This window comes from Rufibacter ruber, from assembly GCF_001647275.1.
Classification (GTDB): domain Bacteria; phylum Bacteroidota; class Bacteroidia; order Cytophagales; family Hymenobacteraceae; genus Nibribacter; species Nibribacter ruber_C.
In genome coordinates, this window is record NZ_LRMM01000046.1 from 26,975 (window position 1) to 41,010 (window position 14,036).

At 52.4% G+C, this 14,036-nt stretch carries 15 protein-coding genes; 9 read left to right on the plus strand and 6 right to left on the minus strand.

Annotated elements, in window-relative coordinates:
* Nucleotides 1–152 precede the first annotated feature (152 nt).
* From A8O25_RS15640 to A8O25_RS15660, 5 genes are all read left to right on the plus strand, one after another.
* Nucleotides 153–1,109 (plus strand): hypothetical protein, encoded by a 957-nt coding sequence (locus tag A8O25_RS15640; protein ID WP_066836556.1) that lies wholly within the window; start codon nt 153–155, stop codon nt 1,107–1,109.
* 116 nt (nt 1,110–1,225) lie between these two features.
* Nucleotides 1,226–1,576 (plus strand): hypothetical protein, encoded by a 351-nt coding sequence (locus A8O25_RS15645; protein ID WP_066836558.1) that lies wholly within the window; start codon nt 1,226–1,228, stop codon nt 1,574–1,576.
* A 52-nt stretch (nt 1,577–1,628) separates the two neighbouring features.
* A complete protein-coding gene (locus A8O25_RS15650; RefSeq protein ID WP_153042780.1) occupies nt 1,629–2,030 on the plus strand; it encodes a hypothetical protein in 402 nt (133 codons plus the stop codon).
* A 123-nt stretch (nt 2,031–2,153) separates the two neighbouring features.
* Nucleotides 2,154–2,408, plus strand: coding sequence for a hypothetical protein (locus A8O25_RS15655; protein WP_066836562.1), 255 nt, complete (start codon nt 2,154–2,156; stop codon nt 2,406–2,408).
* 304 nt (nt 2,409–2,712) lie between these two features.
* Nucleotides 2,713–3,042, plus strand: coding sequence for a hypothetical protein (locus A8O25_RS15660; RefSeq protein WP_153042781.1), 330 nt, complete (start codon nt 2,713–2,715; stop codon nt 3,040–3,042).
* Nucleotides 3,043–3,156: 114 nt separating this feature from the next.
* On the opposite strand, the gene A8O25_RS15665 is transcribed toward A8O25_RS15660, so the two are convergent.
* The 3 genes from A8O25_RS15665 to A8O25_RS15675 all read right to left on the minus strand — a co-directional run bounded on the left by A8O25_RS15665 (nt 3,157) and on the right by A8O25_RS15675 (nt 6,896).
* Entirely contained in the window at nt 3,157–3,567 is a 411-nt protein-coding gene (locus tag A8O25_RS15665; protein ID WP_066836566.1) for a response regulator, read from the minus strand.
* Between the two features lie 923 nt (nt 3,568–4,490).
* The gene (locus tag A8O25_RS15670) at nt 4,491–5,213 is read right to left on the minus strand and encodes a pseudouridine synthase (RefSeq protein WP_066836568.1); all 723 of its coding nucleotides are present in this window, start codon (nt 5,211–5,213) and stop codon (nt 4,491–4,493) included.
* 237 nt (nt 5,214–5,450) lie between these two features.
* Nucleotides 5,451–6,896 carry an alanine/glycine:cation symporter family protein gene (locus tag A8O25_RS15675; RefSeq protein ID WP_066836570.1) on the minus strand — a complete coding sequence of 482 codons (1,446 nt, stop codon included), beginning with the start codon at nt 6,894–6,896 and terminating at the stop codon, nt 5,451–5,453.
* Nucleotides 6,897–7,314: 418 nt separating this feature from the next.
* On the opposite strand from A8O25_RS15675, the gene A8O25_RS15680 reads away from it, so the two are divergent.
* Nucleotides 7,315–8,322, plus strand: a complete 1,008-nt coding sequence (locus tag A8O25_RS15680; protein WP_206598699.1) for an SDR family NAD(P)-dependent oxidoreductase — start codon at nt 7,315–7,317, stop codon at nt 8,320–8,322.
* A gap of 220 nt (nt 8,323–8,542) precedes the next feature.
* On the opposite strand, the gene A8O25_RS15685 is transcribed toward A8O25_RS15680, so the two are convergent.
* The 3 genes from A8O25_RS15685 to A8O25_RS15695 form a co-directional block, all read right to left on the minus strand.
* The gene (locus A8O25_RS15685) at nt 8,543–9,457 is read right to left on the minus strand and encodes a lytic transglycosylase domain-containing protein (RefSeq protein WP_066836572.1); all 915 of its coding nucleotides are present in this window, start codon (nt 9,455–9,457) and stop codon (nt 8,543–8,545) included.
* Between the two features lie 492 nt (nt 9,458–9,949).
* On the minus strand, nt 9,950–10,561 hold the full coding sequence (locus tag A8O25_RS15690) for a cupin domain-containing protein (RefSeq protein ID WP_066836574.1): 612 nt from the start codon (nt 10,559–10,561) through the stop codon (nt 9,950–9,952).
* Nucleotides 10,558–11,112 carry an RNA polymerase sigma factor gene (locus A8O25_RS15695; protein ID WP_082893691.1) on the minus strand — a complete coding sequence of 185 codons (555 nt, stop codon included), beginning with the start codon at nt 11,110–11,112 and terminating at the stop codon, nt 10,558–10,560. Before A8O25_RS15695 ends, A8O25_RS15690 begins: the two co-directional genes overlap by 4 nt.
* Nucleotides 11,113–11,560: 448 nt before the next feature.
* Between A8O25_RS15695 and A8O25_RS15700 the strand changes: the two genes are divergently transcribed.
* From A8O25_RS15700 to A8O25_RS15710, 3 genes are all read left to right on the plus strand, one after another.
* Nucleotides 11,561–12,025, plus strand: a complete 465-nt coding sequence (locus tag A8O25_RS15700) for a hypothetical protein (protein ID WP_066836578.1) — start codon at nt 11,561–11,563, stop codon at nt 12,023–12,025.
* A 202-nt stretch (nt 12,026–12,227) separates the two neighbouring features.
* Entirely contained in the window at nt 12,228–13,388 is a 1,161-nt protein-coding gene (locus tag A8O25_RS15705; protein ID WP_066836580.1) for an XdhC family protein, read from the plus strand.
* Between the two features lie 3 nt (nt 13,389–13,391).
* Entirely contained in the window at nt 13,392–13,982 is a 591-nt protein-coding gene (locus A8O25_RS15710; protein ID WP_066836582.1) for a nucleotidyltransferase family protein, read from the plus strand.
* The last annotated feature ends 54 nt before the right edge of the window (nt 13,983–14,036 follow it).

The following is a 14,036-nucleotide window of genomic DNA, read 5'->3' on the forward strand; positions in this document are numbered from 1 at the left end:
TTTACCCATGCCTTTTCCGTTTTCGGCCTGTTTTTCAGAAATCAGCCCTAAAACGGAAATATTTCCCTGGCATCGTTTCCTTCTTTCAGGCGGTTTTCTACCATTTCGCTATCTTCAATACCCGTAAATCCTTTATTTCAAAGCTCCCTTGCATGGCACCGCTTTCCCTGTTTCACAAACTAGAGCTGCATTATTTCTTCACAGATGACACCCACACCATGGATGCCGCTGTCCGGAACAAGTGCGAGGCAGAATTAATAGCCGTAGCCAGTGAGATAGCCGCCATTCTGGGCATTAAGATAAAGCTGGAAACCGAACCTTATAAAGAGGGCGGCTTAAAGGAGAAGTTCAGAATTATCACCAAAAACCGGTTTCTATCGGGTATTCTGGCCTCCATTTTAAGCGGGGTTATTACCGCGGTGGTGTCTCACCAACTCAATTCAGACACTGATCTAGACGAACTGCAAAAGCAGAAGCTGCGGCTTGAAATAAAGAAACTGGAACAGGAGGTGAATGAGTTTAACCGGGCCCATGCCACGCTAGATGTGGCCAAAGCGGCAGATACCCTCAGCAACTACAGCTATAAAATTGTCAAGCATACATCTAATTTCTACAAGACCTTACAGCACTATTCAAAAGTAACCCACGTCTCCTTTACCAGATTGAATGAGCAGGATGATGAAATAGGCCAGCCCAAGGTGCTCCAGAAGAAAGACTTCGGTCAGTTTATTTTAGATACAGATGAGTTGCCTTCGGTGCTGGATGAGCAGGCTCAGATTAAAATCATTTCGCCCGTGCTCAGCCCCGGTCCCTACAAATGGAAAGGCTTTTACGCCGCCACCGGTGAACCCATAGATTTCTACATGAAAGACGAGGACTTCAAAAGAGACATCATCCTGAAGGCCGTCTCCTTCAGAAGCGGTAGCCGCATAGACTGCCGCTTAGAAGTAAAACGGAAACTCTCTGAGACAGGGTTAGTCATCCATTCTTCCTACGCGGTGTTAACCGTGCTCAGCGTACAAGACGGCCAGGCCACCGTTGAAACCCCGCAGGGGAAGAAGTTGAAAAGAGAGAAAGAATTACTCAAGAACCAGCTGGCCTTGTTTTAAAACTTCATCCCATTAACCCCTTCTCCGTTTTCGGCCTGTTTTCTGAAAAACAGGTCCAAAACGGGTAAAGAACTCAAAATCAAATAATAAATTCATATTAGGCATTACATACCATCATGAACAGAGAAGAGGCCATTGCCATTATTGATGCCCTGGCAGCCGGTTGTTCGCCCTTCACCGGAGAAGTGCTGGAAGACCACCCCATTTTGAATAACCGCAACGTGATCAGGGCCTTGCAAACGGCTTTGGTGTCTTTGTCTGGCTCTGTCCAGCTTGGAGCTGTGCAGAAGAACCAATCTGATGCAGGAGGCTCTTCCTCTGTTGAGTTAACCAAGGCAGATGTAAGTGCCGCTATTGATGTGCTGAAAGCAGCGAATCTCACTACTTCCTACAGTGCCCTGACTCGGTTCTTTCTGGGGAGCAGACGTTTTTTAGACACACCTGTAAGTGACAGCCCCATTTTTTAGTTGCTTGAAAGCACGGTACAAGTACAACTCCCTAAAGCCGGTAGTGATACAGGTGCTAAAAGACAACCCAGAGCTTAGACCTACAACAGCTGTAAACAAGCCTTCCCAAGAAGGAAAACCCTGGGATTCGGTGACTTATTTCTCTGAAACAAAATTTTGTAAACTATCGGCCAAAGCCCTAGACCAGTTAAAAGGGAAGATTGGTGAATTAGGAATACAAAAGCCTACTGAAACCTTAGCTGAAAATGTTCAACAGGCTCGTCTTTCGCACCCCAGAGCCTATGAACCCTGGTCTGAAAAGGAGACAGAGTACCTGGCCAAAGCCTTATTCTACACCAATGATCTGAAAGTCCTTTCTTCCTGCTTCCAACGCACCGCAAGCTCGCTCAGCTCAATGGGGAAAAAGCTGATTTATGACGGGAAAGCAACTATTAACACAGGTACTGAGGCTTAGAAACAATCCTCAAACACTAGAATACCAGTTTGAGCCGGTACCTGTTTTAGGCTTGTTTTCAGAAAAACAGGCGTAAAACGATCCTTAAGTTTCTGATTTAGTCAGAGTACCAAACAACCTTTTATGATGGCATTTGAATTCTTTTTGGGCGGCTACGGCCGAAGCAACTTTAAGGTGCGCCTGCAGGAAGGCCATTTGCATTGCGCTGAAAGCGAAGGTGGGCCATATGTAGAACAGGAAAAAACGGTCTCCATCACAGACGCACCTGCGTGGCTAAACCTGGTGGCGTTTCTGGAAAATTGCCGATGGAAGAAGAAGTATGTTGAAATGGTCTGTGACGGTACCCAATGGGAGCTGAATTGGCAAACCCCACACTAAAAGTTAAAAAGCTATGGTTCTAACAGCTATCCCGCAGATTTCAACCAGTTTCTGGCGCTGCTCAATGCCTGCCTCACCGAAATAAACGTAACCCTATCCTAAGAAAAGCTTCTTTCTTCACTGGCGTTGAGTGCAACAGTAATATTGCTAAAAAAAACACACCTTGCTATGCTTAAAAAGACATTCCTTCTCCTGCTGCTTTTCTTTTTTCTTCTGCCGTGCCAAAAGCTCTGCGCAGCACCTTTTCGAAGAGAAATTCAAGGGATGCGCCTTTAACCAGTTTGCTCTTGAGAAAGATTCTATCATGGCTGAGCAAACAAACAAAGAAATCTTAAGCGCCTTGCTGAGTGGCCTGCCAGAAAAAGCGCGGACCCAGGTGCGCGGCATTCTCACGCTGCAGATAATGGTGGAAGAAAATGGGAGCTCCTGCCTGGTGAGCCTTAGAAACGAGACGAACTATACAACCAGAAAATGGCACCTGCCAGAGAACATCAGCCAAAGGCTAACCTGGCACCACGTCAAGAAGAAAGTCTCAGTGGTGTTGGCCGTAAAGTTCTCAGAAAAAGGCGCCCAGTTCCTGCGATATGGCATAGAAGGCCTTAATAGGGAATGGAAACCTATCAAAACCTGGTAGGCTCCCTTTCCCTGTTTATGACTTGTTTTTCTGAAATGAAGCACAAACCAGTTCACAGAAGTACAGCAGCATTCAGGCGTCCTTGCAATCTGGGGAGCACCACAGCAACTTCTTTTATCTCACTGAATACATATCAGAAATGATATTCAAGATATCTGGACTAAACGGTTTGGAGAAATAGTCAGTCACCACTGACTGTTGCGGGGAGGGGCTAAGGTTCTGCTTGTCTATGGCCGAGGACAGCACAAACAGCTGGCAGTTCTGAATGAGCCCGCCCGGGAGCTTTTTGAATTCCTCTATAAACTCCCACCCGTCCATTCCCGGGATGTGAATGTCCAGGAAGATGATCTCCGGAAAACTGGCCGGATCCTCCTGAGAGAGGCTGGCAAGGGTTTGCAAAGCCTCTTCCGCCCATAGAAAACTGGTAACAGAGGCAGAGAACTTGTAACTCCGGATGATGCTTTCGCATAGAAAATTATGGAGTTCATCATCATCAATTAAAAAAACCTTCTGGTATCTACTCATTCTCTTACTGGTTCTTAACTACTCATGTGTGATGCCTTACTCCTTTGCCCCTACCCCTACCTGCCCTCATCTTCCACTAAGGTCTGGTCACTCGCCCTCCTGCTGCCCCGCCCCAAGCAGGCGCTACTGGTGGTACATTCCAAAGATCTTTTTTCACACTGCTAAACCAATTTCGTGCCAAGTCTTAGACTTAACTCCAAGACAAACAACAGTTTCTATAAAAACACCGGGAGGTGGAATAGAATCAGCCAACAGAAACCTGACGTTTTTGCCTTTGATAGTAAAACTTGAAAAGTGAAATACCTTTAGGTGCCCCCCCTACAGCATCAGTTAACAAATTCGTCTGTAGACCATCAATGACAGGAATTAGATTCTGAACAGGCAATCATCCCACTCACGTACCAATCCTTTTAGATCCGAAATAGACAAGGAGATTTAATAGAGAGACGCTCACCACTACCACAAATTAATCATGTCCAAATGTAAGGATATTAATAAAAAATATAAGCCGTCTGGATTTAACTTTATATTATTTTTGAACAAGTTCCCCTCGCAAGACCACTGATGTTGAACCCGTTCACAAATGAGTATTTTTTTCAGGAAGAGGATTCCAAAGGGTAAATATCTGCCTGACCCGCCGTTTCTGGGCTACTTTTCAGAAAACAGACCGGAAACAGGGAGCGTATTCTCTTACAAAACACAAGCAGACGTTGCGCCAGAGATGAGAAGATAGCTCTAATCAAAATCAGGGTATTACCGGCGAGAAAAGGCAGAGAATGGTTCAGCAGAAGCAGTTTTGGAAACGTGTATTAACGCTACGGAACAAGAAGAGGGTGATGCTGTTTCTTTTTAAGTCTTTTGCCCCGTCATAGGCAAATCATACAACCTACTCCAGGGAGGAGCGAAAGACCTCTGTTTCTGACCTATTTTCCTGAAAACAGGCCAGAAACGCGGGCGGTTAGTTCCGCCACTTCGGGTGCCGTGAGTGACCGCCACGCTCCCTGCGGCAGGTTTCCCAGTTCCACCGTCACCATGCGGGTCCGCACCAGCCGGTTCACCGTATACCCCAGTTGGTAACACATACGTCTGATCTGGCGGTTGAGGCCCTGCGTCAGGATAATGGTAAATGTCATCTCCCCCACCTGCTGTACCCGTGCCGGTCTTGTCATTTGTTCCATAATCACCACCCCAGAAGCCATTCGGGCCAGGGCCTCCGGGGTCAGCGGCTGGTCAACCGTCACCAGATACTCCTTTTCCTGATGGTATTGGGGCTGGCTGATGCTCTTGTACAGATGACCATCATTGGTGAGCAGCAGAAGCCCTTCAGACTCTTTGTCCAGCCTGCCAATGGGGAACAGCCGCTCCTCCAGGTTCAACGCGTGCACCAGGTTGTGGTCAATCTCTGGGTTCAGGGTTGACTCCACCCCCCTGGGCTTGTAGTAGGCCAGGTAGGTAAAGGCCTGTGGGGCTTTCAGGACCTGCCCGTTGAGGGTTACCCCGTCTTCTGGCCTGAGCACCTGCTGCAGTCTCCCCTTCTGGCCGTTCACCAACACCCGCCCCGCCAGAACCGCCTCAATGGCTTCTTTGTTAGACAGCCTCGCCTTCTGCACCACAAAATACTGCAGGGAGGAATTCCATGATTTCATTTTTAGCGCATTTTACTTTTAAAGTGGAAAGCGAAAGTGGTTAAAAGTGGTTAGAAGAGGTTCCCCTATTGTTGTGTTTGAGCCAGGTAAAGGCCATATAAAGCCATAACGGGTTCATGGGGGCAGGGCAACAACGGCGAAACGAGCTCATGCGCTTTGCCAGCGTCAAAAAAAAGTGCCAGGGCAGAAAGTTTCCTCTGCCCTGGCACGCAAATATTCCATTCAGCCCACGGCAGATTATACCACCGCTACCCGCTCTTCCATCTGCCATTCTTCGGCGTTTTTGGTGCCCAGGTTGGCAGGGTCATAGACAGGATCTTTGCCGGCCTTCTTCTGTGCCTGGTAATCTTTTAAAGCCCGTAGCGCCGGTTTCTGCAGAAGCAAAATGGCAATGATGTTCAGCCAAGCCATCAGGCCAACCCCAATGTCTCCCAGCGCCCACGCAGATTCTGCGGTTTTCACAGACCCGAAGAACGTAGCCGCCATAATAGCAGCCCGCAGCCCCCACAGCGCCCATTTGCTGGTGCCCTTCTTCATGAGGTAGCTCAGGTTGGTTTCAGCAATGTAGTAGTAGGCCATGATGGTGGTAAACGCGAACAGCAGCAGCGCAATGGCTACAAACCCACCGCCCAAAGACGGGAAATGGACATTCACCGCATTTTGGGTAAACTCAGAGCCAATGGCCACCCCCGGCATATTCTCCACCAGAAAACCACCCTCCGGGTTCACAATATTATATTGCCCGGTAAACAGGATCATAAAGGCTGTGGCCGTGCACACAAACAAGGTGTCTACATACACGCTGAACGCCTGTACCAGCCCCTGCTTTACCGGGTGGCTCACCTCAGCGGCGGCCGCGGCGTGGGGAGCAGTTCCCTGCCCCGCCTCATTGGAGTAGATGCCTCTCTTCACGCCCCAGGAAACCGCCATCCCAAAGACCCCGCCAAACGCCGGCTCCAGATCAAACGCCGACCTGATGATCAGACCCACCACCTCGGGCACCTGGGTAATGTTCATGCCAATGATCACCAGGGCCATCAGGATATAGGCGCCGGCCATGAAAGGCACCAGCACCTCGGCCACTTTGCCTATCCGCTTCACCCCGCCAAAAATGATGAGGCCCAGCACCAGGGTCACCACGCCCCCGGTCACCGCCGGCGGAACAGGAAACGCATTGGTGATGCCCAGGGCAATGCTGTTGCTCTGCACGCCCGGCAGCAGAAACACCATGCTGATAATGGTAGCCACTGCAAAAATCACCGCGTACCATTTAATGCCCAGGCCTTTCTCAATATAAAATGCTGGGCCGCCGCGGTATTGCCCGTCTTTTACTTCTTTGTAGATCTGCCCCAGGGTGGCTTCAATGAACGCCGAGGCACTGCCCAGAAAGGCGATCATCCACATCCAGAAGATCGCCCCGGGTCCGCCCATGGCAATGGCGGTGGCCACGCCCGCAATGTTGCCGGTACCCACGCGCCCGGCAATGGCCACAGAGAATGCCTGAAAGGAACTGATGCCGGTGGCCGAAGACGTATTGTTAAACAGGAGCCTGATCATTTCCCTGAAATACCGTACCTGAAGGAAACCGGTTCTGACAGAAAAGTAAACGCCTGTGCCCAGGCAGAGAAGAATCAATGCGTTACTCCAAACCACATTGTTGATGTCGGCAATAAGTTTTTCCATGAAAGAGGTTTAACCAGAAAAAGAGGCAGCGCCAGTTGAAACGGGTGGTGAAAAGGACAAGACGTGCCATTCCCAGTCCAAAGTAAACAAAAAATCTTAGAACTGCCCACCTTTCTGCCCCACCCATCCCTCCAAAAGGCAGGAAAAAAAGAGGGTAAATACGGATGTCTCCCGGTATAACTTCTTACAACCGTACCCGTGAAAGAAGAGGGAACAGGGCACCTGAACTTTCTATCCCCAACTATACGCCTCCATGAAGCCATCTTTCCCTACTGTTATTTTTCCACCCGCTCCGGTACCCGCCGGCAGCAGGCCGAAGCCCCTGGCTCAACAGAGCAGCCCCACCGGTTTACCCTTTACCGCAAACTGTAAAAGCAAGTCCCCAGAAAAAAAACCAGGCTCTTCTCTTCTGACCGGGGTGAAAGCCTCTGCCCTCTTCCTGCTGTTGCTGGGGCTTGTTCTCAGCAGCTGTGCCACCTCTGAGCTAGGGGCATCGGGCCAAAAGAAGATTGCCGGTAAAACGGTGGTGATTGTGGGTGCCTCCAGCGGCTTTGGCCGGGGCGTTGCCGAAAAACTGGGGACCTACAAAGCCAACGTAGTGCTGGCTGCCCGCCGCGGGGATCTGCTGGAGGAGATTGCTGCGCAGATAAGGGCAGCAGGTGGCACCGCGCTGGTGGTGCCCACAGACATCAGCCAACCAGACCAGGTGGAGCGGCTCATGGCGCTGGCCCTGCAGCAGTACGGGAAGGTTGACGTCTGGATCAACATGGCGGGCGTGGGCGGCATTGGCCGGTTTTGGGAGATTCCGCTGCAAGACCAGGCGCGCATTGTAGATGTGAACCTGAAAGGCATCATCTACGGGAGCTTTGCCGCCGTCCGGCAGTTCCGCACGCAAGGCTACGGCACGCTCATCAACATGGGCTCCATAGAGAGTGTGAACCCGCTGGCTTACCACGCCTCCTATGCCGCCACCAAAGGCGGGATAAAGAACCTGGGGCAGGCGCTCAACCAGGAGCTGCGCCTGAACGGTCATAAAAACATAAGGGTGGTAACGGTAGAGCCCTGGGCCGTAGACACCCCTTTCTGGGGGCATGCCGCCAACTACACGGGCAAAACACCCCGCATGGTCATGATGGACCCGCCCGGCAAAGTAGTGAACGCTACCATACGGGCCACGCTGCGCGGCAGGAATGAACGGCCCGTGGGCTGGAAAGCCAAAGCCTCCTGGGTCAGCCACCGCTTCTTCCCCCGCTTCACAGAGCGTATTTCTGCCAATGCCATCCACAAATCTCAGATAAGAAACGGCTTGCCCATGCCGCCAACCGCTGGTTCTGTGCATGAACCCATGCCCACAGGCAGAGGCGTAGATGACGGGGTGAAAAAACGTATGCGGGAGGAAAACAAACAGCGCAAGCAAAAGAACTAAAGCCCCGCAACAGAAGGGCCTGCTTAAATTTTGGCTTGCTTGCTAAGAAAGCCATAGCCAGAACCGGCATCCATGCTTTTTCGGGGGAAAGTTTTTGGTTTTGGACCCGCTCTAGAAGACCTCCCGCTGTTCCTGTTGGTAGGCAAACCCAATACATACTCCTGAGCAATTTTCTGTTTTCGGCCTGTTTTTCAGAAAACAGGCCGAAAACAGAAGGCTTCTATTTCGGCAGGGCCAGCTCATACTCTTTCCCGGCGGTCACGGTCAGTTTGTAACTTTTGATCCAGGGGTTGTACAGCTTGAGGGTTTTGTAGTTGGTGCCCTGGTCCAGCGCGTACTGGGGCAGATCAGGAATGGTGGAGGTAACGGTGAGGGTACGCACGTGATGGGGGGCGTAGCCTTGCGCCTCTGGCAGATCAAAGCCGTACTTCTTCGGGTTTCCCAGGATTTCCTTCAGCGCAAGAATCCGGAAAAGGTAGCGGGAGGTCTCGTCATTGAGGAACAGGTCATAGAACGAGTCCACCCGCTGACGTTTTAGCGCGGCATCCAGCCCCGCCATGCCGCGGTTATAGGAGGCGGCAGCATTGGTCCACGTCCCGAATTTCTTTTTGGCGGTTTTGAGGTAGCGGCAGGCGGCACGGGTAGCCTTTTCCAGGTGGTAGCGCTCGTCCACCTCGGCGTTCACCAGCAGGCCGTAGCCGCGGGCGGTGTCTGGCATGAGCTGCCAAAAGCCAGAAGCCCCGGCAGGCGAGGTCACGTGGCTGAAAAGGCTTTCGGCCAGGGCCAGGTACACAAAATCTTCGGGAACGTCATTTTCAACCAGCAGCTGCTTAATCTGGGGCAGGTAGCGCTGCATGCGTTTAAGCCCCAGCAGCGTAGTGGCTTGCAGGTACGAGTTGGTGAGCAGTTCCCGGTCCAGCCGCTCGGCCACATCTGGCACCTCCAGCGGCACGGGTTCGCCGGCAAACGTGAGGCGGGCGGGCAGCTTGGGCGCCCTGATCACCGTGGCCTCCCTAAAGGAAGCTGTTTCTTCTGTGGCCATGGCCCCTTGCTGAATAGCCCGCTGGCTACACAGGTGCAACGTAAGGGCTAGCAGACCGCCCACCCCCAGGGTTTTCCAGATTTGCTGTGACACGCGTTCCTCCTTTATTTTCTCTTCTCCCTTATACAGGCCCAGAAGCGGTAAAAGTTATCTTCTTTGCAGATAAGTTACCGCCCCTGTCTTACAAGAAACGCTCCAGAAGCCCCTAAACGTACCCCATGCGCCTACTTTCACAGCTTTCGTTGGGGTGACCCTTATCAAAACGCCTTCTGTTTTAGGGCTGTTTTTCAGAAAACAGCCCCAAAACAGAAGGCGGGGAAAGATTGCCAGGAAATGGAGTTCTATTTAAACATACGCCCCAGTAGACAACGTTTCTGCCTTCATAGCGGCCTCTGCCCTTCTTATTGGGGAATGGAAAAATTGCCCGTGCTGCGTCAAATATACCAGAAAACCTTTCTGACGCATTTTAAAGTTGAGGCAATTTGTACTTCCACCGCTCCCCCAAAGGGTACGTGAAAGCTTATCTTTCCCTGGCACAGGTTAGGCAGAAGAACAACAGCTGACGGGTCAGGTCAGATTTCCTTTTTACACCGTAATGCGTTGCAGAACGGCTTTGCAGGGAACCTGGGAGGTGACTTTGATCATGTGCGGCGTATGCAACGGAACGGCAAAGAAATCTCCGGCCGCCAATTGGTGTATGTCTTCGCCCGCCACCATGTCACAGGTGCCCTCTAAGATCAGGAAACGCTCGTATTCTTCATGGTGCACCTCAAAATCTGTCATGTCTTTGACCCAGACTATGGCCGTGGTGGCTTTGGGCGTATAGCCTATGATCTTGGCAAAGATATCTTCGGCGTCATCTGGGAGCGTCATGTCTGGCCGCTGCAGCCATTTCTCATAGTCTGCCACGGTTGACGCCGGGGTAAGCTCAGGCGGCGAGGCGGGCACCTCCCCTTGTTTCATGCGCTCCATGTAGTCTACCGTGGCCAGGACCAGCGGCTTTATGGTGTGTTTAGGCTCTACGGCATGGGCAGAGGCATACGCCTCCAGCGCCAGGCTCACCTGGTCAATTTCCTGCCGAACCTCCGGGTATGCCGCCGCCATTTGCTCCACATCAAGGGACTCCTGCGGGCTGGTCGCCCCTAGTACGTACAGCTCAATGATGCCCGATTGCAAAAATTCTTCTAGTGGGTTCATGCTGTTTTCTCTGCCCTTATTTGTGTAAACGCTATTCTCAGTTTCACCTTGAGCGCCTCTTCTGTCAACCCCAGCTCTTCTGCCGCCAGCGGGCAGGTGTATCCTTGCAGATAGACCAGATCCAGAACGGCTTTTTCAGGGGAAGCGAGCCCGTGAAAGGAAGGAAAGCGGGTGTCCGGTTGGTTATCAGAGGCAAAAGTAGTCATTTTCTGATCTTGCCCGGGAGCAAACGCCCTGGTGGAATTTTTCTTTGCCAGTGCCAACTGCCGCGCAATGCCCAGCAACCAGGTCAATAGGCGGTGGGTAGCGGGGTTGAAGTCCCTGATCTTGCCCCAGACATGCACAAAGCAGGCCAGGAGCACCTCCTCCGCGGCTTCCTGGGTGGGCAGAATACGGGCCACCAGCCCCAGCAGCACCGGCGAATACGCGTCATACAGCAGGCTGAGCGCCTCCCGCTGACCCGCCTGCAGCGCCCTGACCAGGTCTTCCTCCGTCTTACCCTTTAAATCAATTTCCAGCATAACCGCTCCTCTCAAAAAAAACATCCGCATGTTTTAGCCCCAATAAGGACCATTGACCTCCCAAGATAGCAACCGCCCCTCTTAATCCCTACGCCGCGCCACTTTTTATCACCGCCGCGCCCCGTTCATGCCGCTGGTCAGATTTTCTGTTTTGGGGCTGTTTTCAGAAAAACATCCCCTAAACAGAAACCGTCTCCCCCTATCTTAACACCCTGTCATAGTTACGGTTACCTACCGTCATTACAGGTTCTGCTTTATGGCACAGCACAGCACAGCACTGGCCTCCAACCCTTGCCCATGGGCCTTCTGGTTCCTGTAAGCCCAACCGGCAGGCCACGGGCAACCTTCCCTTCGGCAAAGCCGAAGGAGTAAACGTTGAAAGAAGGAACAAAGTAATGGATTACACCAAAAGGAAGAAAAGAGGCAAAAAGCCTTTTCGCTGCCAAAACTTTGTTTTCTTTGTTTAAAACCCAAACCTATGCTACCACCAGAAGAGGACGGGGAGGAATTCTCGCTGCCAGACCAGTTGGAACTCTACCAGAAAGGGCGGGAGATTTTCCAGCTGACCGTGAAGATTGCAGCCCTCATTGAAGAGGACCAGGAGATTCATGTGAGCCTGATGGAGCAGATGCTGGAAGACGCTTCCCTCCTGACGGTGAAAGTGGCGGGCGCCGAGGCCTCTGACCTCTACGACCTGCGCATGGAGAATGCCACCCTCATCAGAAAGGCGGCCCGGGACCTTCTCACCCACTGCACCAGCCTGGAGATGTTCGGGTTTAAAGACGTGCACTACTTCCGCCTGCTCCGTGAAGCCATTGAAGAATACCGGCTCCTTTTTCTTGAATGGGTGAACAGCTTTGACCCCTGGAATTATCTGCTGGACACCTGGGGGCTTTTCAACCCGCCCGGTATTTCGCCCAATACAGGAGACAACCAAGATTAACCTCTTTCAGGCCAGTAGGTTATCATAAATCTGTTCACGCGCCCAAACCAAGAGCGCCAGAAAAAAGTACACCAAAGGGCAATCTTCATGGTAGACTTTGCAAGCGGTACAGGGTCTGCCAAAGCTTCTGTGCCGTACCAAAGACCAATTAAACCCATGTGCTTTCGTCCATACACTCCCACATTAGCTTCTTTCCCTTTCCATGAAAGAAATTAAAGAAATAGCAGAAGCGTACCTGCGGCACCAGGCAGCCGGTATAATGACCGCCCTGGCCACGGTGGTTTATTTAGAAGGCTCCTCTTACCGAAGGCCGGGGGCCCGCATGCTTGTCTCTGAAGACGGCGAGCTCACCGGGGCCATCAGTGGCGGCTGCCTGGAGGGGGACGCACTGCGCAAAGCCCGCCTGGCCATGGCCCAGGGGGTACCAGCCCTGGTGAAATATGACACCATGGATGATGACGATTCGCATTTAGGTGTAGGGTTGGGCTGCAACGGAATCATCTATATTCTCATTGAACCCCTTACCCCCGGTACGAACGACCAGGCGGTGCTGCTGCTACAGCAGGCGCTTCAGCAACGCAAACCCGCAGTGGTGGTGACGCTCTTTTCGCTCCAGGACCGCAAAGGGCAACAGTTTGGCACTTGCTTTCTTGCACAGGAGGCGGGCACCCAGGCCACCCCTGCCTTGCCCAAAGCCCTTCTGCCCCAGGTGGAAGCAGACGCCCGCCATGCCCTCCGCTCCGGTTGCTCCCTCCATACCTCGTATGCATTCCAGGAGAAAGCGTACACGGCTTTTGTAGAAGTACTGGAGCCTGCTCCTGCCCTGGTGATTTGCGGGGCCGGAAACGACGTGATGCCGCTGGTAAACCTGGCCCACCTGCTGGGGTGGCCCACCACCGTGGTAGATGGGCGGGCCAATTACGCCACCCGGGCACGTTTCCCCAATGCGCAGCGGGTCCTCATCTCCAAACCAGAGGGCGTACTGCCGCAAATGGAGGTAGATGCCCGCACAGTATTCCTGCTGCTTTCCCACAACTACCACTATGACCTGGCCATGCTCAGGCAGCTGCTCCCGCTTCAGGTCCCTTATGTTGGGGTGTTAGGACCCAAGAAAAAGATGGAGAGAATGCTGTCAGAACTGGCTACCCAGGAGGCTTCTTTTTTTGACCCTGAGGCCCTGAAGAAGGTTTACGGGCCGGTAGGCCTGGATGTGGGCGCGGAGACCCCAGAAGAAATAGCCCTCTCCATCCTGTCAGAAATCAAGGCAGTGCTTTCCCAATGCCAGGGTGGGTTCCTCAGAGAGAAAAAAGCCCCTATTCACGCAGTCGGCCAAACGTCCCCCCTGGCTGAAACGCCCCTCTAGGTCATGCAACTCCTGGGAACGATCATTCTGGCCGCCGGGGCCTCTACCCGCCTGGGGCAAGCCAAGCAGCAACTGGTGTTTCAAGGCCAGACACTGCTCCAGCACACCCTGCAAGCGGCGTTGGCGCTGCAAGCCGGTCCGGCTGTGGTGGTGGTAGGCGCAAATGCCCCGGCTATTTTACCAGACATTTCTACCTTCAATGCCCTGGTGGTACACAACCCTCTCTGGCAGGAAGGCATGGCCTCTTCTATCAAAGCGGGGGTAACGCATCTGCTTTCTGTCTCCCCAGACCTGGAGGGAATTCTGGTGCTGCTCTGCGACCAGCCTTTTGTCTCTACCGCTCTTTTACAGGAGATGGCTACTGCTTTCCAATGTTCAGGTCAGAACATCATAGCCTGCTCGTACCAGGGCACGGTGGGCGCGCCGGTGCTTTTCAGCCAGCATTTCTTTCCGGCGTTACGTCAACTCAACGGTCAGGAAGGCGCTAAGAAACTGTTATCCCAATACCCGGCAGACGTTGCCGTAATTCCCTTTCCGCTAGGCGGAATAGATATTGACACGCCAGAAGATTACCAACGGCTGCTGCAGTTATAGAACCCGGTTCTTGATGCTATCCTTCTGTTTTCGGCCTGTATTTATGAAACAGGC